This is a genomic window from Streptomyces sp. NPDC042336, from assembly GCF_055581985.1.
Genome location: NZ_JBVJEA010000007.1, coordinates 1 through 18,906, shown reverse-complemented (window position 1 = coordinate 18,906; position 18,906 = coordinate 1). Strand labels below are relative to the sequence as shown.

22 protein-coding genes are annotated in these 18,906 nt (G+C 72.6%); 14 read left to right on the top strand and 8 right to left on the bottom strand.

What is annotated here, in order from left to right; all coding sequences use genetic code 11:
• The first annotated feature begins 1 nt into the window (after position 1).
• The 3 genes from folE (at position 2) to ACZ6IM_RS16885 (ending at position 2,296) form a co-directional block, all read left to right on the top strand.
• Positions 2-598 (top strand): GTP cyclohydrolase I, encoded by a 597-nt coding sequence (gene folE, locus ACZ6IM_RS16895; protein ID WP_469557252.1) that lies wholly within the window; start codon positions 2-4, stop codon positions 596-598.
• A 70-nt stretch (positions 599-668) separates the two neighbouring features.
• The gene (folP, locus tag ACZ6IM_RS16890) at positions 669-1,544 is read left to right on the top strand and encodes a dihydropteroate synthase (RefSeq protein WP_052838638.1); all 876 of its coding nucleotides are present in this window, start codon (positions 669-671) and stop codon (positions 1,542-1,544) included.
• On the top strand, positions 1,544-2,296 hold the full coding sequence (locus ACZ6IM_RS16885; protein ID WP_469557250.1) for a pyrimidine reductase family protein: 753 nt from the start codon (positions 1,544-1,546) through the stop codon (positions 2,294-2,296). The genes folP and ACZ6IM_RS16885 overlap by 1 nt, the downstream gene beginning before the upstream one ends.
• A 43-nt stretch (positions 2,297-2,339) precedes the next feature.
• Here ACZ6IM_RS16885 and ACZ6IM_RS16880 read toward each other — a convergent pair whose 3' ends face one another.
• Complete coding sequence (locus ACZ6IM_RS16880; RefSeq protein WP_052838637.1) at positions 2,340-3,017, bottom strand: response regulator; 678 nt, start codon at positions 3,015-3,017, stop codon at positions 2,340-2,342.
• Complete coding sequence (locus ACZ6IM_RS16875; RefSeq protein WP_469557248.1) at positions 3,018-4,211, bottom strand: sensor histidine kinase; 1,194 nt, start codon at positions 4,209-4,211, stop codon at positions 3,018-3,020.
• A gap of 184 nt (positions 4,212-4,395) precedes the next feature.
• Between ACZ6IM_RS16875 and ACZ6IM_RS16870 the strand changes: the two genes are divergently transcribed.
• Positions 4,396-5,847, top strand: coding sequence for an alpha/beta hydrolase (locus ACZ6IM_RS16870; protein WP_052838636.1), 1,452 nt, complete (start codon positions 4,396-4,398; stop codon positions 5,845-5,847).
• A gap of 144 nt (positions 5,848-5,991) precedes the next feature.
• Positions 5,992-6,486, top strand: a complete 495-nt coding sequence (locus ACZ6IM_RS16865; RefSeq protein ID WP_469557246.1) for a potassium channel family protein — start codon at positions 5,992-5,994, stop codon at positions 6,484-6,486.
• 54 nt (positions 6,487-6,540) lie between these two features.
• Here ACZ6IM_RS16865 and ACZ6IM_RS16860 read toward each other — a convergent pair whose 3' ends face one another.
• Positions 6,541-7,143, bottom strand: coding sequence for a TetR/AcrR family transcriptional regulator (locus ACZ6IM_RS16860; protein ID WP_469557244.1), 603 nt, complete (start codon positions 7,141-7,143; stop codon positions 6,541-6,543).
• 50 nt (positions 7,144-7,193) lie between these two features.
• Here ACZ6IM_RS16860 and ACZ6IM_RS16855 point away from each other — a divergent pair, with 50 nt between their 5' ends.
• Together ACZ6IM_RS16855 and ACZ6IM_RS16850 are read left to right on the top strand one after the other, a co-directional pair.
• On the top strand, positions 7,194-7,745 hold the full coding sequence (locus tag ACZ6IM_RS16855; protein ID WP_052838633.1) for a GNAT family N-acetyltransferase: 552 nt from the start codon (positions 7,194-7,196) through the stop codon (positions 7,743-7,745).
• Between the two features lie 96 nt (positions 7,746-7,841).
• Positions 7,842-8,525 (top strand): hypothetical protein, encoded by a 684-nt coding sequence (locus tag ACZ6IM_RS16850; protein WP_052838632.1) that lies wholly within the window; start codon positions 7,842-7,844, stop codon positions 8,523-8,525.
• Between the two features lie 21 nt (positions 8,526-8,546).
• Here ACZ6IM_RS16850 and ACZ6IM_RS16845 read toward each other — a convergent pair whose 3' ends face one another.
• The 4 genes from ACZ6IM_RS16845 to ACZ6IM_RS16830 form a co-directional block, all read right to left on the bottom strand.
• Positions 8,547-8,939 (bottom strand): VOC family protein, encoded by a 393-nt coding sequence (locus ACZ6IM_RS16845; RefSeq protein WP_052838631.1) that lies wholly within the window; start codon positions 8,937-8,939, stop codon positions 8,547-8,549.
• Positions 8,936-9,238, bottom strand: coding sequence for a winged helix-turn-helix domain-containing protein (locus tag ACZ6IM_RS16840; RefSeq protein WP_052838630.1), 303 nt, complete (start codon positions 9,236-9,238; stop codon positions 8,936-8,938). Before ACZ6IM_RS16840 ends, ACZ6IM_RS16845 begins: the two co-directional genes overlap by 4 nt.
• A gap of 32 nt (positions 9,239-9,270) precedes the next feature.
• The gene (locus ACZ6IM_RS16835; protein ID WP_052838629.1) at positions 9,271-9,729 is read right to left on the bottom strand and encodes an SRPBCC family protein; all 459 of its coding nucleotides are present in this window, start codon (positions 9,727-9,729) and stop codon (positions 9,271-9,273) included.
• A 99-nt stretch (positions 9,730-9,828) separates the two neighbouring features.
• Positions 9,829-10,950: an FAD-dependent oxidoreductase gene (locus tag ACZ6IM_RS16830; RefSeq protein WP_469557240.1), complete on the bottom strand. Its 1,122-nt coding sequence runs from the start codon at positions 10,948-10,950 to the stop codon at positions 9,829-9,831.
• A gap of 319 nt (positions 10,951-11,269) precedes the next feature.
• Here ACZ6IM_RS16830 and ACZ6IM_RS16825 point away from each other — a divergent pair, with 319 nt between their 5' ends.
• Together ACZ6IM_RS16825 and ACZ6IM_RS16820 are read left to right on the top strand one after the other, a co-directional pair.
• Positions 11,270-11,551: a hypothetical protein gene (locus ACZ6IM_RS16825; RefSeq protein WP_469557238.1), complete on the top strand. Its 282-nt coding sequence runs from the start codon at positions 11,270-11,272 to the stop codon at positions 11,549-11,551.
• Positions 11,545-11,682, top strand: coding sequence for a hypothetical protein (locus tag ACZ6IM_RS16820; RefSeq protein WP_469557236.1), 138 nt, complete (start codon positions 11,545-11,547; stop codon positions 11,680-11,682). The genes ACZ6IM_RS16825 and ACZ6IM_RS16820 overlap by 7 nt, the downstream gene beginning before the upstream one ends.
• A 362-nt stretch (positions 11,683-12,044) precedes the next feature.
• Here ACZ6IM_RS16820 and ACZ6IM_RS16815 read toward each other — a convergent pair whose 3' ends face one another.
• Positions 12,045-12,605, bottom strand: coding sequence for a GNAT family N-acetyltransferase (locus ACZ6IM_RS16815; RefSeq protein WP_469557234.1), 561 nt, complete (start codon positions 12,603-12,605; stop codon positions 12,045-12,047).
• 71 nt (positions 12,606-12,676) lie between these two features.
• Between ACZ6IM_RS16815 and ACZ6IM_RS16810 the strand changes: the two genes are divergently transcribed.
• From ACZ6IM_RS16810 to ACZ6IM_RS16790, 5 genes are all read left to right on the top strand, one after another.
• Positions 12,677-13,270, top strand: a complete 594-nt coding sequence (locus ACZ6IM_RS16810; protein WP_052838625.1) for a TetR/AcrR family transcriptional regulator — start codon at positions 12,677-12,679, stop codon at positions 13,268-13,270.
• 99 nt (positions 13,271-13,369) lie between these two features.
• Positions 13,370-13,810 carry an OsmC family protein gene (locus tag ACZ6IM_RS16805; RefSeq protein ID WP_052838764.1) on the top strand — a complete coding sequence of 147 codons (441 nt, stop codon included), beginning with the start codon at positions 13,370-13,372 and terminating at the stop codon, positions 13,808-13,810.
• Between the two features lie 81 nt (positions 13,811-13,891).
• Positions 13,892-15,559: a PucR family transcriptional regulator gene (locus ACZ6IM_RS16800; protein ID WP_469557233.1), complete on the top strand. Its 1,668-nt coding sequence runs from the start codon at positions 13,892-13,894 to the stop codon at positions 15,557-15,559.
• A 211-nt stretch (positions 15,560-15,770) separates the two neighbouring features.
• Entirely contained in the window at positions 15,771-17,147 is a 1,377-nt protein-coding gene (locus ACZ6IM_RS16795) for a diaminopimelate decarboxylase (protein WP_469557232.1), read from the top strand.
• A gap of 56 nt (positions 17,148-17,203) precedes the next feature.
• Complete coding sequence (locus tag ACZ6IM_RS16790) at positions 17,204-18,646, top strand: amino acid permease (RefSeq protein WP_469557231.1); 1,443 nt, start codon at positions 17,204-17,206, stop codon at positions 18,644-18,646.
• Positions 18,647-18,906 lie beyond the last annotated feature (260 nt).

The following is an 18,906-nucleotide window of genomic DNA, read 5'->3' as shown; positions in this document are numbered from 1 at the left end:
GATGACTGCGACAGTCGCACTGCAGGTGATCGAGGACGTCGCCGGGCCGGACCTGGAGGCCGCCGAGCGTGCCGCGAGGGAGTTCCTGCGGGCGCTCGGGGTCGCGGTGGACAGCGAGGGGACGAGGGACACCCCGGGGCGGATGGCCCGCGGCTACGCCGAACTCCTCACCGCGCGCCCCTTCCGGATGACCACGTTCCCCAATGACGAGGGGTACGACGAGCTGGTCCTGGCCCGCGACATCCCCGTGCGCTCGGTCTGCCAGCACCACATGCTGCCCTTCGTGGGAGTGGCGCACGTCGGCTACCTGCCCGGCGCCCGGATCCTCGGACTGTCCAAGCTGGCCCGGGTGGTGGAGCACTTCGCCTGCCGCCCCCAGGTGCAGGAACGGCTCACCAAGCAGACGGCGGACTGGCTCGCCGAACAGCTCGGGCCCCGGGGCGTCGGCGTGGTCATCGAAGCCGAGCACACCTGCATGACCCTGCGCGGAGTACAGGCCACGGGATCCAGAACGGTCACCTCCACCATGCTCGGCACCCTGCGCGACGACGCGGCGTCACTGCAGGAGTTCCTCGCGCTCACCGGCGTCCAGCGGTAGAAGGACGACCCCACGTCACACCACCGCGGTGACAACCCCCGCCCGACCGGCGACAGGAGCCGCACACCCCATGTCCACCCCAGCAGTCGACCTCGAATTCCGCGGCCGCCGCGTCGTCAGCGACCGGCCCCTGGTGATGGCGATCGTCAACCGCACACCGGACTCCTTCTACGACCGAGGCGCCACCTTCGCCGTCGAGGCGGCCCAGACCGCCGTCGCCCGGGCCGTCGCCGAGGGCGCCGACATGATCGACCTCGGGGGAGTGGCGGCCAGTCCGGGCGAGGAGGTCACCGCCGCCGAGGAAGCCGCCCGTATCGTCCCGCTGGTGGAATGGACCCGCGAGCGCTATCCCGATCTCCTGATCAGCGTCGACACCTGGCGCCACGAGGTCGGCGACGCGGTCTGCCGGGCCGGCGCGGACGTCCTCAACGACGCATGGGCCGCCGCCGACCCCGAACTGATCGAGGTGGCCGCCGCCCACGGTGCCGGCTACGTGTGCACGCACACCGGCGGCCGGACACCCCGCGCCGAGCCCTTCCGCCCCGGCTACCCCGACGTGGTGGCCGCGGTCCGTACCGCTGTCGTCCGGCTCGCCGAGCGGGCCGAAGCCGCCGGCGTGCCCCGCGGCGGCATCCTCATCGACGCCACCGGCTACGGCAAGAACACCACGGACCACCTCCTCCTGCTCCGCAACCTCCGCGAGTTCACCCAGACCGGATGGCCTGTCCTGATGGCCCTGTCCAACAAGGCGTTCGTGGGCGAGATGCTGGACGTGGAACTGGAGGACCGGCTGACCGGCACCCTGGCGGCCACCGCCATCGCCGCCAGGGACGGCGCCGCCGTCTTCCGGGCCCACCAGGTCCGGCCCACCAGGCAGGTCGTCGAGATGGCCGCGGGCATCAACGGCAGCCGTCCCCCCGCCCGCACCGCCACCTGGATCGCCTGATGCACCTGATCTGGCCCACCGAACAGGCCCGTCCCATCGACGACGAGGAACTGGAACGCCTCTACACCTACCCGGACCGTGAGCGCTGGCTCGCCGTCAACTTCGTCGCCAGTGCCGACGGAGCCGTGGAGATCGGGGGCCTGGCCAGGCCCCTGTCCACCCCGCCCGACCGCAAGGTGCTGCGGCTCGGCAGCGACCTCGCCGACGTCCTGCTGATCGGCGCCACCACCGCCATGGTCGAGGGCTTCCGCGGCGTCCACCCCGACCAGCACACCCTCGACCGCCGACGCCGCCACGACCTGGCCGACATCCCGCCCACCGCCGTCGTGAGCACCGGCAGAACGCTGCCCCCCGACGCTCCCGTCATCACCCGGGCACGCGTCCCCACCATCGTCCTCACCTGCGCCTCCGTGCCCGCGCCCACCCGCCTGGCCTGGCAGGATGCCGGGGCGGAGGTCGTCGTCGCGGGCGAGGACGCCGTCGACCTCGGCGCAGCGGTCTCGGCACTCACCCGGCGCGGACTGCGGCGCATCGACTGCGAAGGCGGACCTCACCTGTTCGGAGCGCTCACCGCCGCCGGCCTGGTCGACGAACTCCGGCTGACCGTCTCCCCGCTGCTGGCGGCAGGCCCCGCCGGCCGCATCGCGACCAGCCCGCCCGTCCAGCCCACCGACCTGCACCTGGCCACCGCACTCGCCGAGGACGGCACCCTGCTCCTGCGCTACCTCACACGACCCGGCGGAACGCCCTGACGGTCCGTCCGGCGCGACGGCAACGCCGCCGGAGCCGACCCGCCTACTCCCCGGCGTCGCGCACCAGGAGCGCGACCTGGACCCGGTTCTCGACCGCCAGCTTGGCGAACAGGCTGCCGGTGTGGGCCTTCACCGTCGCGACGGTGATGCGCAGCCGCTCGGCGATCTGCGGATTGCCCAGTCCCTCCGCGATGGCCCGGGCGGTCTCCCGCTCCCGTTCCGTCAACACGGACAGCCGCTCGCGCGCCTCCTCACGGGAACGGTCGCGGACGTGCGGGGACTCAGGCCCCGTGGCCGCGGCGATCACTCGTGCCGTGGCCGCCGGGGACAGGACCGGGACGCCGTCCGCGACGGTCCGCACCGCGTCGAGGATGCCTGCGGGCGGGGTGTCCTTGAGGACGAAGCCGAGCGCACCGGCGCGCAGCGCCCCCAGCACCAGGTCGTCGGAGTCGAAGGTGGTCAGCATCAGCACCCGCGGCGGATCCGGCCGGGTGAGCAGCTCCCGGGTCGTGTCCAGACCGTCCCGGCCCGGCATCCGTACGTCCATCAGCACCACGTCGGGCCGCTGCTCGGCGACCGCGGCGAGCGCGGCGTTACCGTCGGCCGCCTCCGCCACGACGGTCAGGTCCGGTTCACCGTCGATGACGAGCCGCAGGGCCATGCGGACCAGTTCTTCGTCGTCGACGATGACGACCCGTACGGGATCGCGTCGGGTGTCCACTCATGCGCCCCTTTCGTGGCGGTGGGCGGGGCCGTCCGGCCAGGGAAGCCGTGCGGTGAGAAGGTACCCGCCGTCGGATGTCGGGCGGTGGCCCAGTTCGCCGCCGGCGACGGTGATCCGTTCGCCGAGGCCCAGCAGACCGAAGCCGGAGGCCGGCGGCCGTGCGGGACGCAGCGCGGCCGGGCCGTTGCGGACGCCGATGTCGAGAGTGCCGCCTGCGGCGCCGTCGAGGGTGACCCACACGACCGCGCCGGGGGCGTGCTTGGCGGCGTTGGTCAGCGCTTCCTGAACGATGCGGTAGCAGGTCCGTCCGACGCCGTCCGGCGGGGTCGCGGTCACGGCGTTGGTGAGCCTGACGTCGAGACCGGAGGCGCGGGTGTCGGCCACCAGGTCGGGAACGCGGTCGAGGGACGGCTGCGGGGGTTCCGGCCGGCCGGGATCGGCGCGGAGCACGCCGAGGACCTCTCGCAGTTCCTCCAGCGCCTGGTGGGAGCCCTCGGCGATACCCCGGACCAGGACGCGGTTCTCGTCGGCCGAGAGGTCACTGCGGTGGTCGAGCACCCCGGCCTGCATGGCGACCAGGGAGATGCGGTGCGCGAGGACGTCGTGCATCTCGCGGGCGATCCGGTTGCGTTCGAGGGCCCGGGCCTGAGCCGCCCGCGCGCTCTGCTCGCGTTCCGCGCTCTCCGCCCGTTCGCGCAGGGACCGCACCTCGACCCGTCGCGCCCCGATCGCCATGCCGGCGGCCACCGCGATCCCCGCGGTCAGCGCAGACACCACGATCTGGACCCACCACAACGCCTCGGCCGAACCCTGTGCCGGGTAGACCTCGCCGGCGAGGTGGGTCGCGGCCACGTAGGCCACGACGACGGTCCCGATCTCCACCGGGCGGCGGCGGGTGGCGACCGAGCACAGCGCCAACAGCGCGGCGCCGGTGGCGAGCGCCGACACGCTCGAGGCGACCGTGACCGCCAGAGCGACCGTCCGGGGCCACCGCCGCCGCCAACCGAGCACCGTCAGGCAGCCCGCCGCCACCAGCGGATCGCCGACGAGGATCCAGGAGCCCGGGTCGCCGGACCCGTTCCGCATCAGCGCGAGGGTCGAGAGCCAGACCGGCACGCTCACGACCGCGGCCACCAGCAGCCGCCATGCGTGCTGCCACGCCCCGAGCCGCGGCACGACGTCCTTGTTCACCGTGCCATTGTCGCCACACCGTGCGACCGGCGGATCAGACCGAAGACGGATGCGCCTTGGCCCCAGGTCTGACCGGCGCCTCTCCCACGGTCGGAGGCGGCACCGGTCCGCCGGGCCGATGTGCCGGCCGCTCCCGCTGAACAGACTCGTTCACGTTCCGGTCACCCCCACAGGAGGACACCGCATGCGCAGAAGTCTGTCCCTCGCCCTCGCCGCCGTCGCGTTGGCGGCGACCGGGTTGCCGACGTCGTCGTCGGCGGCGGCCGCGACGACACCGGCGAGCACCCTGGAGTGGGGTCCGTGCCCCGAGGGCGCGTCCGCCCCCCGCCTGGAGTGCTCGACGCTCCGGGTGCCGCTGGACTACCGCGACCCGGACGGCCGTCGGATCGAGATCGCCGTCTCCCGGCTGGCGAGCGAGAAGCCGTCACAGCGGCGTGGCGTCCTGCTGACCAACCCGGGCGGCCCGGGCGGCACGGGCCTCACGTACCCGGCCGTCCTCGCCGCCTCGGGCCTGCCGCAGAAGGTGCTCGACACCTACGACATCATCGGCTTCGACCCGCGCGGCGTCGGCCACAGCACGCCGGTGACCTGCGATCTGACGCAGGAGCAGCAGTGGCGCGGCAACTTCCCGCGGTACGCGCACACCGCGGCCGACGTCACGCGGGAGGCCCGGCCCGCGCGGAAGATCGCCGAACAGTGCAACAGCTCGCGGACGGCGTGGATGCTGCCGTACACGACCACGGCCAACACGGCGCGCGACATGGACCGCATCCGGTCGGCACTGGGCGAGCCGGGGCTGTCGTACCTCGGCGCCTCCTACGGCAGCTACCTCGGCGCGGTCTACACGACGCTGTTCCCGCGGCGCGGCGACCGGATCGTGCTCGACAGCAACCTGGGGCCCGGCGGCTACGACATCACGGCCATGCGGCGGTTCGCCCGCGGGCTGGAGGACCGCTTCCCCGACTTCGCCGCCTTCGCCGTCGCGCACCCGGAATACCGTCTGGGCTCCACGCCGGAGCAGGTCACCGCCAAGTTCTTCGAGCTGGCGGCGCGACTGGACGCGAAGCCGGAGCAAGGCGTCGACGGGACCGCGTTCCGCGCCCACACCTTCGACAGCCTCTACGCCGACGCTTCCATGCCGCGGCTCGCCGAGTTCTGGCAGGCCGTCGACTCGGGCGGACCACTGCCGCTCCCGGAGCTGCCCGCGGACCTGGAGAACCTCATGGCCTCGCGTTTCGCCGTGGTCTGCGGTGACACGCGCTGGCCGGGGACGCTCCGGGCGTACCAGCGCAATGCCGCCCGCGACCGCCACGAATACCCCATGCTGGGCGGCTCCACGGCGAGCATCAACCCCTGCGCCTTCTGGCCGCGGGAGCGGACCGAACCGCCGGTACGCATCACCGGCAGGGGACCGTCCAACGTGCTGATGGTGCAGAACGAGCGCGACCCGGGCACACCCCTCGTCGGCGCCCGGGAGCTGCGGCGGGCCTTCGGCGGTCGGGCCACGCTGGTGACGGCCGACCAGGGCGGCCATGGTGTCTATCCGTACGGCCGCAACACCTGCGTCAACGACGCGGCCACGAGGTTCCTGACCACCGGAGAACGCCCCGCGCGGGACCTCGCGTGCGCGCAGTGACCCACGGCGGGACCGGGCCGGCGCGTCGGGGACCGGACCTCACCTGACCGCCGGCCCGACGGCTCCGCTCACCTCGCCTCTGTTCGGGTGGGTTCGGCGCGCACCGGCGCGTTGCCGCACCGTCGGTCCGGCCGGTGGCGGAGCATGCCACGCATGCTGTCCGGACTCCTGGCCAGGCTGGTCAAACTGCTGCTCGGACGCCACGGCGGTTCGCTGCACCTGAAGGCTTCGTGTGCCGCGACGGTCCTCCTGGTGATCGTGATCCTCGCGGGTTCGTACTTCGCCGTCCTCGCCGAGCGCGGCGCACCGGGGGCTCAGCTGACCACCTATCCGCGAGCCCTGTGGTGGTCCGTGGAGACCGCGACGACCGTCGGCTACGGCGACCTGTATCCCGTGACCTTGTGGGGCCGGGTCGTGGCCGTGGTGGTGATGGTCGCCGGAATCACCTCCTTCGGCCTGGTCACCGCGGCGCTGGCCACCTGGTTCGTCGGAAGGGAACAAGACCGCCGGGGTCACTTCGTGCGCCACACCGAGGAGGCCGCCGAGGAGGTGTACGCGCAGACGGCCCGAGCGCTGCACGAGCGTTTCGACCGGCTGGAGCGTCTGCTCGGCGACAACCGCGGCGGTCCGTCCGCGTGACGGCGTCCGCGCGGATGCGAAGGGGCCCGTGCCGCGGACAGCCCCGCGCATGGCCTAGGGCATGCCGGGGGCCTCGGCGGACAGGGCGGCCAGGTAGCCGTCCAGGAGCTCCACCTGCCGGTCCGGTGTGAACGCCGCCGGGTCGAAGAGGGCCTGGACCACCAGTCCGAGGACGAACGACTGCGCGCTCGCCGCGATCCGTGCGGGGTCGCCCGGGGGCAGTTCGCCGCGTTCCTGTGCGGCTGCCACCCGGGTGCGCAGCCTCTCGCGGCCCTGGGCGTACTTGCGGGCGTAGTCGGTGGCCAGGGCCGGGTCGGAGAGCGCGGCGTCCCAGGACGAGACCCAGACGCGGTTGCTGTCGGTGGCCTCGGGAGTCAGCGGCAGGATGTCCAGCAGGGCGTCCCTGAGGGCGGCCAGGCCCTGGCCCGCGCGGCGGCGGGGGCGGGCGAGGGTGCGCTGTTCCAGCAGGTCGAGGGCGTATCCGACCAGGGCGCGCTTGGTGGGGAAGTAGTGCGTGAGCAGGCCCGTGGTCGCACCGAGTTCGGCGGCGACGGCGCGCAGGGTCAGGCCGGCGAAACCGCGGGTGGCCATGACCTGCCACACCGCCGCGGAGACGTCCCGACGTCGTGCCTCGTGATCTCCCTTGGTGCGTGGCATGCCGCCACGGTACATTGACATAACAAGCGTTGTGCAAAAGGGGAGGCCGCATGTTCTCGGTGTCGCTGGGTGGCGCTGCTCGCCTCGGTCCGCTGGAGGTGTGGCACGCCGAGGAGTTCGCCGGTCATCTGGACCGGGCTCGGGAACACATCCGCCCCTGGGTGGGGCCCGCCTTCGTCACCGACGACATCGAGGGAGCGCGGGCCACACTGGAGCGGTATGCCGCACGCCAGGCCGGGGACGGTGCCCGCCTGTACGGCATCTGGTGCGAGGAAGTGCTGGTCGGCGGTGTGATGTTCACCGACTTCGACGTGGCCTTCGGCAACTGCGAGATCGGCTGCTGGCTGGAGCCGTCGGCCGAGGGGCACGGTCTGATCACGCGGGCCTGTGGCCTGCTGCTGGACTGGGCCTTCACCACCCGAGGACTGCACCGGGCCGAATGGCACTGCCGGGCGGACAACGACCGCAGCGCCGCCGTGGCCGAGAGGCTCGGCATGACCCTGGAAGGCGTGCGACGCGAGGCGTGGCCGTACGGCGGTGTGCGCCACGACAAGCAGGTCTGGGCGGTCCTGGCCCGCGAATGGCGAGCCCTGGGGCGGTGAGGCAGGTCCGGGCCGGGGAGCCTGAGTACCTGTACCTGCCGGGGCCCGGTACGAGCCCCCATCCGCAGCGATGCCGCGCGGACCTACCGTCGTCGCATGCCAGCAGCTCCCGCCACGACCGAGTCCACCACGGCCCCTTCCGGGCTCTCCTCCCTCCCGGGAGCCCTGGGGTGCGGCTGCCTCGCGATCGTCGCCGCCGTCCTCGCGGTCCTCGTCCCACTCGCCTGGAACAACCGGGGAGGCGCCGACTTCCCCCGCGTCGCACGGGAGGACATGGCGGATCGTGCCTTCGGGGCCTCGCGGGAGGCGTACGACGTCCTGGGATTCGACCGCACGGTGGAGCCCGGGGCCCGGGACCGCGGCGTCGGTACCGAGAACGCCTTCGACTCCGGACCCTGCTACGACGGAGGCTTCCTCGGCATGGAGGACAAGGTGGTCGAGGGCGCCTACCGGATGCACCACGCCTGGGCGCTGAACCACGTCCCCGCCGACCAGGCCGGCTCCGGACTCCGCCGGCTGCGACAGCGGCTCGAGGACCGAGGCTGGAAGATCAACTCATACCGCGAGGGCGGCGAGGCCGACGAGTGGTCCCTGTACGTCGAACGGGCGGACGGAGACGAGCGGATGTCCTTCAACTGGGACCCCGGTCGCGGCTACTTCACCGGCGGCAGCACCGTGCCCTGCGCCTACGATCCGCACCGCGGGACCGGCGATGCCGAGTGGGCGGCCGACGAGCCGTCCCCGCCCTCCCTCGGGCCCGCCGCGGCGCACCCGAAGTGAGCGCGGGACGGCGACGGGCCGTCACCGGGGCTGGGTGGAGATCTGGATCAGGTTGCCGCAGGTGTCGTCGAAGACGGCGGTGATGACGGGGCCCATCTCCAGGGGCTCCTGGGTGAAGCGGACCCCGAGGGCGCTCATGCGCGCGTACTCGGCCTGGACGTCGTCGACGGTGAACTGGGCGAGGGGGATCCCGTCCTCGACGAGGGCGTCGCGATAGGGCTTGACGGCCGGGTGGCCCGCGGGCTCCAGCAGGAGCTCGGTGCCGCCGGGCTCGTCGGAGGAGACGACGGTCAGCCACCGGTCCTTTTCCCCCACCGGTACGTCGTGCTTCTTCACGAAGCCGAGCACCTCGGTGTAGAACTCCAGCGCCTTGGCCTGGTCGTCGACGAAGACGCTGGTCAGGTGGATCCTCATGGGGTGTTCTCCTTCGGTTCGGACATGCCGGGGGCCGGCCACCGCTCGGTGATGTGCTTCAGCGGCGCGGTGTTCAGGTCGTGGTACTTGTAGCGGCCCTCACGTCGGGACTCCACGAGCCCGGCGGCCTCGAGCACGGCGAGGTGCTGGGAGACCCCCTGGCGGGAGATGGCCAGCTGGTGCTTCATGCTCAGCCGCGAGCAGATCTCGAACAGGGTCTGTCCGGACTTCTGCACGAGTTCGTCGAGGATGATGCGGCGCGTGCGGTCGCCCAGGGCTTTGAAGAGTTCGTCGGCCACATCGCCACTATAGGCAAGTGTAAACTTGCCTATCAAGGCGGGCCGGTTTCCTCGGCTTCCTCGGCGTAGCGGGCCAGCCCCTCCGCCATCTGCTGCATGAACTTCTGAAGGTAGCGAGGCATGACCCAGCCCAGCAGCCGGCTCGTCGCGTACTCGCCGTACCAGTGGACGACCGTGCCCGAGCCGCCGGCTGCCGGGGTCAGCTCGATGCGGGCGCGGTAGTCGCGCAGCGACGGGTTGAACGCGCCCTCGTAGGCCAGGACGCGTCCCTCGGCCTTCTCGGTCAGCCTCTCGCCGGTCACGGTGCGTCCCGTCCGGAAGGCACGGACGGTCCCGACACCGTCGTCGCCACCCGGGTCGAGGCCGACCGACCGTGTCGTGTCCAGGCTGTCCACCTTGGACCACAGCGGCCAACTGGACGCGTCCACCAGCAGCTTCCACACGGTCTCCGGCGAGGCGCCGGTCGTCACGGTGACGTCGTACTTGTGCATGGTGCAGGACTCCTGCGCAGTCGGTGACGGATCCGCTTGCCCGGCCCGGCCCGGAGGCATGCCGCCTCACCGGGCGCGGGCGGCGCGTTGGTCACGGGCTCACAGGCCGTGCTCGGTGAAGAGGTCGATCAGGCCCTGGGCCGTGTTGTCGTCGGAGTCGAGCCCGGGCATCTCGTCGGTGGCCCACTCGGCGCTGCGGGGGAACATGGCCCGTTCGTACTCGGCCAGCGCCGCCTCGACGTCGTCGGGGTGCGCGGCGAGGGCCGTGCCCAGTTCCGCGCCGTCGAGCATCGCCAGGTTGGCGCCCTCGCCGTTGGGGGCGGAGAGGTGGGCGGCGTCACCCAGCAGAGTCACCCCCGGCACCCTGTCCCACCGGTGCCCGGTCGGCAGGGCGTAGAGGGAGCGCAGGACCGGTGCGACATCGCTGTCGGTGATCAGCGCGGTGAGCTCCGGCGCCCAGCCGTCGAATTCCCGGGCGATCCGTGCGGTGGCCGCGGCGGCATCGGCGAAGTCGATGGCGGCGAACCAGTCCCGCGGCCGGGACAGCCCCACATAGGCGTGCAGGGTGTCGTCCTTCTCCCGGTGGGCGAAGATCTCCTTGCCCGGCGAAGGAGCGATCAGCATGCCGCCGCCGACGGCCTTCGCGGCGGCGGGGTGCCGTGAGACGGAGTCGAACAGGTAGGTCTCGACGACCGACTTGCCGATGTACTCGGGTGTGGCGGGGGACAGCAGCGGCCGGACCCGCGACCAAGCGCCGTCCGCACCGACCAGCAGGCGGGTGACGACCGTGCTGCCGTCGGCGAACGTCACCTCGTGGCGACCGTCGCCCAGGGAACGGACACCGCCGACCTTGTGCCCCCACCGCACGGTGCCTGCCGGGAGCGAGTCGAGCAGGATCCGACGCAGGTCACCGCGCTGCACCTCCGGACGCCCGCCGGTGCCGTCGTCGGGCCGGTCGAGCAGAACGGTCCCGTCCCGGTCGAGCACCCGCATCGCCTGGCGGCCCTCCAGTACGACGGCCCGGAAGTCGTCCGTCAACCCGGCTGCCTTGAGCGCGAGTTGCCCGTTGTAGTCGTGGATGTCGAGCAGTCCGCCCTGCGGGCGCGCCGAAGGGGAGGGGTCGGCCTCGTAGACGGTGACCGGGATTGAGTGGACGTGCAGGACGCGGGCCAGCGTCAGTCCGCCGAGCCCGGCGCCGATGATCGTGACAGGGGTGTGCATGGTGACTCCTTCGGTATCGGGCCGCCCGATCGGCTCGGGCCGGCCACCCCTCGAAAGGTGCCAGCCACCGCCGACGAGCCACCGACAGCCGGCCGACAGCTACCGACAGCCCTCCTACGCGGTACCGACACGGCACCGACACCGCAGGTCAGAGGTACCGTCCACCACCGTCTCCGGCCGAGGCCGGCCTGCGGCGACACCGATCGCCGGGCGGGGCGAACGGACTCCCGTACGAGGCGGCAGGCATCCGTCACGTTCGGCGGGGCAGTCGCAGTTCACGGCAACTCCCCGCGACAGACACAGAGATGAGCGTGATGACGTGTCCTTCCCCGAACACCCCGCCACGCCCGCCGGCTCGACGCAGCCGCACGCCGGGGCCGGAGCCGGGCGCGGCAACGGACTGGCGATCGCCGCGCTGGTGCTCGGCATCCTGGCCGTGGTCCTCTTCTGGACCGTCATCGGCGGTGTGGTGCTGGGCCTCCTCGCGCTGGTCCTCGGCATCATCGGCGCCCGCAGAGCCCGGGGCGGCCGGGCACCGCGCCGCAAGATGTCCTCGCCGGGGCGGTACTGGGCGTGCTCGGGGTCGTCGGCTCCGTGGTGATCATCGCGATCGGCGCGTCGATCCTGAACTCGGACGAGTTCAAGGACTTCGACGACTGCGTGCGGCACGCCGACACGCAGAGCGAGCGGGACGCCTGCGCGGACGACTTCAACGAGGACGTCGACAACTGACCCGCCGTCAGCCGGACGACGCAGGGACGCCGAGCGCGGGCGATGCAGTCGTCGAAGGCGCTCTGCCGGCGCACGCCCACGGCCGCCTCGTGCCTGGCCCGGCCGTACTCGCCGCCGCCGCGCACGGTGGCGTGGGCCGGCAACCCCGCGAGCCGGAGCCAGGCGGCGTTGGCCGCCGAGAAGCGCGGCTCCACGGAGATGTTGAAGCCTTCGTAGCCGCTGAGCCCGACCGGCCGCCGGCCGCCGGCCGTCGCGCGGCGCGTCGCGAGGCCGCGCGCGTGCGCGGCGTAGAGGCGGACGCCCACCCCGGTCACGGTGCGGAGGTCGGACCGGTGGCGGTGTCACCGGCGGAGTCGGTCGGTTCACCGGCCGGCTCTCCTCGGCTTTGCGGGGTGTGCGGAAGGCTCCGGCGTGTCGGGGTGCAGGTCGAGGGTCCAGTTCTGGCCGACGAGGTCCTGGCCGTAGCTGTGGTGGCGCTCCTCGTCGGCGAGGGTGAAGCCGAAGCTCTGGTAGATCCTGCGCGCCGCCATGAGCACGTCGTTGGTCCACAGTGTCACCTGCTCGTAGCCCGCCGCACGGGCGAACGCGAGGCACTCCCCGACCAGACGTGTTCCGAGGCGCAGGCCCCTGCCCGGCGGGGTGACGAGCAGGATCCGCAGCTTGGCCACCTCGGGCCGGTCGCCCGCGACGAGGAAGACGCAGCCCACGCGCCGGCCGTCGACCTCGGCGATCCAGCCCGCCTCGCGAGCGGGGTCGTGCCGGGTGGCGTAGTCGGCGACGATCTTGGCGACCAGAGCCTCGAAGTCGGTGTTCCAGCCGAACTGCCGGTCGTAGGTCTCACCGTGGGCCATGACCACCCACCCCAGGTCGCCGGGCCGGTCGGCGCGGCGGACGACGGCGTTCTTCTGATCCTGCTGCGGCATGTGCTGTTCTCCCGGCCCCCGCGGTCGTCCCTCGACATCACTGAAACAGTCGTTTCAGTTAGGCTAGCCGCATGCCCCAGGAAGCGCCAACCCCCTCCGCCCGGCGGAACGAACTGCTGGAGGCCGCCTACCAGTACGCCCTCACCCATGGGCTGGCCGACCTGTCCCTGCGCCCGCTGGCCGGGGCCATCGGCTCCAGCCCGCGGGTCCTGCTGTTCCTCTTCGAGAGCAAGGACGGCCTGCTGCGCGCGCTGCTCGCACGGGCCCGCGCCGACCAGCTGGCGCTCCTGGAGCGGGCCGGACGACCCGATCACCCCGCGGGACTGGCGCCGGCCGTCGAGCGGGTCTGGACGTGGCTCGCCGCGAAGGAGCACCGGCCGCTGCTGCGGCTGTGGGCCGAGGCCTACGCGCGCTCCCTCAACCAGCCCGACGGCGCCTGGGCCGGGTTCGCCCGTGCGACCGTGGACGACTGGCTCGGCGTCCTGGCCGGCTTCCAGCCGCCGTCCGAACGCGACAGCGGGGACGGCGTCACCCGCCGCACGCTGGCCCTGGCCGTCCTGCGCGGCGCGCTGCTCGACCTTCTCGCCACGGACGACGAGGAGCGGCTCACCGCGGCCGTCGCGCACCAGCTCGCCCTGCTGCGCGACGCCGTACGGACGCGGTAGCCGGAACGGACCCACGGGGGTCACGCGGGCGTGGCTTCCCAGCGACGCCGTGGGCCGGTGCGTCGATGTGACCAGGTCGATGTGACTAGTGTGAACGACATGAGCGAACACTCGGAGCGTTCCGTCGTCGTCGAACGCACCAGCAGCGGCCAGTTCGTGGCGACCAACACCCGCGGCGGATCGATCCGTTTCGGTACGGCCCCGGACAGCGGCCAGGACGCCGGGTTCACCCCCGTCGAGCTGTTCCTGGCCGCGATCGGCGGCTGCACGGCTGTGGACGTCGATCTCGCCACCGGCCGTCACGCGGAGCCCACCCGGTTCTCCGTGACCGTCAGGGGGGACAAGGTCAGCGACGACCAGGGCAACCGCATGACGAATCTCGAGGTCGCGTTCACCGTGGCCTTCCCGGACGACGAGGGAGCGGAGCGCGCCCGAGCGATCCTGCCTCGCGCGGTCAAGGCCTCCCACGACCGGCTGTGCACCGTGAGCAGGACCGTCGAGATCGGCACACCGGTGACCACGACGGTCACCGACGCCTGACACCGGCCCCCGGGGTGCCGGAAGGCTGCCGCGGTGCTCCACGAACCCGGTGCCGCCGCGGCGGCCGACCATGATGGACGTATGGCAACACAGGAACGCGAGCGGCCCGACGGTGGGCCGTCGCTGGAGCAGATCCTTGGTCTGGTCGCCCCCGGCATGCTGGACGTCGCCGTGGCGCCACGCGGCTCCGGTGTGCCGGTGGCCGACGTGGCGCTGTACGACCCGGGTGAGGACCGGGACGACGACACCTGGGCGGCGTCCGGGCTGATCCTGCTCGCGGTCGGTGTGGACGCCGCCTCGTCGGAGGCGATCGACGTGCTGCGCGGTGCCGACCGGGCCGGAGCCGCGGCCGTGGTGCTGAGGCGGGGCGCTCGCGGGCCGCGGGCCGCGCTGCTGGAGGCGGCCGCTTCCGGGCGCACGGCGCTGCTCACCCGGCGGCCGGGCCAGGGGTGGACGGAGGTGCTCGGTCAGCTGCGCACCGCCCTGGCGCACAGCGCCCCGACCGGAACGACCGGGGTGGAGGGACTGCGGCTCGGTGACCTGCCGGGCCTCGCCAACACGGTGGCGGCCCTGGTCGGCGGCGCCATCACCATCGAGGACCCCCAGTCACGGGTGCTCGCCTACTCGCGGATGGACCATGAGCCCGACCCGATGCGCAGGCTGACGATCCTCGGCCAGGAGGTCCCTCGCTGGCGGGTGGACGAACTGCGGGAGAGCGGCTTCTTCCAAGCCCTGTGGAGCACCGACGGCGTCGTACGGCTGCCCGCCGACGACCGGTACGCGGAACGGCTGGCCGTCGCGGTGCGCCACGGGTCGGAGGTCCTCGGGTCGCTCTGGGCCGCCGCCGACGGCCGGCCGCTGGCCGAGGACGCGGCGGCGGCGCTGCACACGGCGGCACGGGCCGCCGTGCCGCACCTGTCCCACCACCAGACCTGGGGCCGGGCCGCGGCCAGGGCGCGGGAGGGCGCGGTCCACGCACTGCTCGACGGGAGCGGGCAGGCGGCACGCGCCGCGCACGAAGCCGGGGTCGCGCCGGGCCGGCCGTACACGGTGATGGTCGCGGAGGCGTACGACAGCCGGGACCTGACGGGTGTGCCCGCCGCGGCAGCCGGTGGCGCCGCCGAGCAGCGGGTGCTGGACGTGCTCGCGTTGCAGGCGGCGGCGTACCGGCCGGGCTGTGTGACGGCGCGGTCGGGGCGGCGGCTGTACGTCCTGCTTCCGGCGGGGGAGGACGAGACGGACCCGGCGCGTGCCCTGCCGGCCCTGGCTCGCTCGGTGCCGCGCGGTGTGGTCTTCGCGGGCGTCGGCCCGGTGACGGCGGACCTGTCGGGACTGCCCGCGTCGCGCGAGGCCGCGGAGCTGGTGGTGCGGGTGCTGGCGGAGCGTGCCGCGCGACTGCCGGCCGCGGACGTGGCGTCCGCGGTGGCGGCGTTCGGCGAACTGGTTCCCGAGGTGACCGCACTGCGGGTGCTCGACCGGATCGCGCCGTTGTGGGAGAGCCTGTCGGGCCCCGTGCACGCGATGGTGGAGCACGATCGGGCGCACGGCTCCGAGTACGGCGCGTCGGTCGCCGCCTACATCGACGCGTTCGGTGACACGGGCACGGCCGCCGGGCGGCTGAACGTGCATCCGAACACCCTGCGGTACCGGCTGCGGCGGGCCCGGGAGCTGTTCGGCGTCGACCTGGCGGACCCCACCCTGCGGCTCCTGGCGGACCTCGGACTGCGGCTGGCGCGGCGCACGCAGTGAGGGACTCGGCCCCTCGGGCGTCGTGGCCGCGCAGGGTGCAGTGGTCATGAGCTGTAGATCATTCAGCTGTGGCCCGGCACAAGAGAGCGACCTGACCGTGGTCGTCTCGAACGAAGACGTGACGGGTTCCGTGGGACGAAGCTGTGCAGGACAGAACGGCCGCGGCCCGACGAGCGCCGTGCACGACCGACGCGTCTGGAGTGTGTTGACAGTGACTTCCGGTTCCCTCCACCAACGCGGCAGCGCCCGCGAGGCCGCGCTCGCACGGGCTGTCGAGGACGGACTGCTGGGCCCGCAGGCGCCTCTGGTGGGTCTCCTCGACGTCGACGGTGTGCTTGCCGCGGTGGATGCGCTGAACGAGGCGTTCGAGGGGCCGGCCGCGGTGCAGCACACCTTCGCGGCGAAGGCGTGCGGGCTGGTGCCCGTGCTGCGGCTTCTCGCGGAGGCGGGCATGGGGTGCGAAGTGGCCTCGCCGGGGGAGCTGGAACAGGCGCTGGCGGCCGGATTCACCCACGACCGGCTGGTCTTCGACAGCCCGGCCAAGACGGTCGAGGAGCTCGACTTCGCCCTCGCCCACGGCATCGCGATCAACCTCGACAACTTCCAGGAGATGGCCCGCGTCGACCGCCTGCTGGCCGGCAAAGAGGCCTCCGGGCCCATCGGATTGCGGGTGAACCCGCAGGTCGGGGCCGGTGCCATCGGTGCGATGAGTACGGCGACCGCGACCTCCAAGTTCGGCGTCGCGCTGCGCGACGAGGGAGCCGTCGACGCGGTGATCGAGGCGTTCGCGCGCCGGCCGTGGCTCAACCGGCTGCACGCCCACGTCGGTTCCCAGGGCTGCCCGTTGCCGCTCATCGCCCAGGGGGTGCGGACGGCGTACGAGCTGGCCGAGCGCATCAACACGGAACTGGGCCGTGCGCAGATCACCGGAATCGACATCGGCGGCGGTCTGCCCGTCAACTTCGACAGCGACGACGACCGTCCGACGTACGCGGACTACGTCGCCGAACTCCGCACCGCCGTACCCGGCCTCTTCGACGGCCGCTACGCCCTGATCACCGAATTCGGCCGTTCCCTGCTCGCCAAGAGCGGCACCGTGGGCTCGATCGTGGAATACACCAAGTCGGCCGGCGGCCGGCGGATCGCGGTCACCCACGCCGGTGCCCAGGTGGCCACCCGCACGGTCTTCATGCCGGACGCCTGGCCGCTGCGCGTCGGGGTGTTCGACGCCGCGGGCCGGCCCAAGCAGGGCCCGACCGAGGTCGTCGACATCGCGGGCCCGTGCTGTTTCGCCGGCGACCTGACGGCGACCGGGCGTGAGCTGCCGGTGGTCGAGCCCGGCGACGTAGTGGCGCTGTACGACACCGGGGCGTACTACTTCTCCTCGCACTTCTCCTACAACTCCCTGCCACGACCCGCTGTGTACGGCTACCGGACGGATTCCGGCGGACGGGTCGCCTTCGCGCTCGTGCGCGAGGCCCAGAGCGTGCGCGACGTGGTCGAGGAGAGCGGACTCGCGCAAGCGGACGCCCTGGTGTCGCTGCGCCCCGACACCGCCGTGGCACAGGCGGAGGAGGTGGCCGAATGACGCGCGGAAGGAAACCCGCCGCGCCCGTCTCACCCGCCGCCAGGACCGGAGCCGCCATGACCAACCCCGCGTCGCACGGAGAACCGGGGGGCCCGCAGCCGGAACTCAGCCGCTCGCTGCGCAACCGCCACATGTCCATGATCGCGATCGGCGGTGCGATCGGCGCCGGCCTGTTCGTCGGCAGCGGTTCGGTGATCAAGACCGCCGGCCCCGCCGCGATCGTGTCGTACTGCCTGGCCGGCGCCCTCGTTCTGTGCACGATGCGGATGCTCGGCGAGATGGTCGTGGCGAGGCCGTCCTCCGGCTCGTTCGCCGACTACGCGCGCACCGCCATCGGCCCGTGGGCGGGCTTCACCATCGGCTGGCTGTACTGGTACTACTACGTCATCATCGTGGCCGTCGAGGCCGTCGCCGGGGCGGCGATCCTGCACGCGTGGATCGGACTGCCGCTGTGGGTGCTGGCGATGGGCCTGATGGTCGTGATGACCGCGACCAATCTTCTGTCGGTGAAGTCCTTCGGCGAATTCGAGTTCTGGTTCTCCTCCGTCAAGGTCGCCGCCATCGTCGCCTTCCTCATCGTCGGCGGACTCCACGTCTTCGGCGCCTGGCCGGGGGCCTCGCTCGACTTCTCGAACCTGACCGCGCACGGCGGCTTCGCCCCCAACGGCTTCACCGCGATCTTCTCCGCGATCGTCGTGGTCATCTTCGCCTTCGGCGGAGCGGAGATCGTCACCATCGCCGCGGCCGAGAGCAAGGAACCGGAACGCTCCGTCGCCCGTGCCACTACCGGCATCATCTGGCGGATCATCCTCTTCTACGTCGGATCGATCGTCCTGGTCGTCACCATCGTGCCGTGGGACAGCGCCAAGGTCCTCGCCAGCCCCTACGTGGCGGCCTGGAACATCATCGGACTGCCCGGCGCCGGCCTCGTGATGGACATCGTGATCCTCACCGCGGTGCTGAGCGTGCTCAATTCCTCGGTCTACGTCTCCTCGCGCATGCTGCGCGCCCTCGCCACGCACGGCGACGCCCCGGCCTGGCTGGTGGCGACGAACAGGCGCAGCGTCCCGGCCCGCGCGATCCTCGCCGGGACCGTGGTCGGCTGGGTCTCGGTGCTGTTCGCCTATCTCTCCCCGGACACCGTGTTCAGCTACCTGGTGAACTCCTCCGGCGCCGTCGCCATCTTCATGTACCTCATGATCGGGGCGTCCCAGCTGCGGATGCGCCGCCGACTGGAACGCGAGGCGCCGTACCGGCTCTCACTGCGCATGTGGCTCTTCCCCTACCTGACCTGGGTGGTGATGGCGGGCTTCGCCGCCGTCCTGGTGGCCATGGCCGTCATCGGCGACCAGCGGACCCAACTGCTCACCAGCATCGGCAGCCTGGTCGTCGTCCTGATCGCCTACGCGGTGCGCAGGGTCCGCGGCAAGCGCCCGCCGGGCGCCGTCGGCGCAGCGGTCACGGACGGACCCGGCGCGCAGGTCCTGCCCACCCGCTGAGCGGGCCGCCCCGCGCCCGGGCGCAGGCCCCGACCGGTCGCGCGGCACACCGGTCGGGGCCTGCTCCTGGCCGGGCACGGGGCCCGGTGAGTGAGTGTGGTGCCCGCCGGTGGTGTTCTCCCCGGTTCCGGGCCGGGCACCAGGTCTCATGGCCGTATGACTCTCGATCGGCCGATGTACCGCGTCAAGCGGCGTCTGCTCGGCAGACCGCTCACCACCGAACGCGTCACTGACGAGAAACTGAGCAACCGGACGGCGCT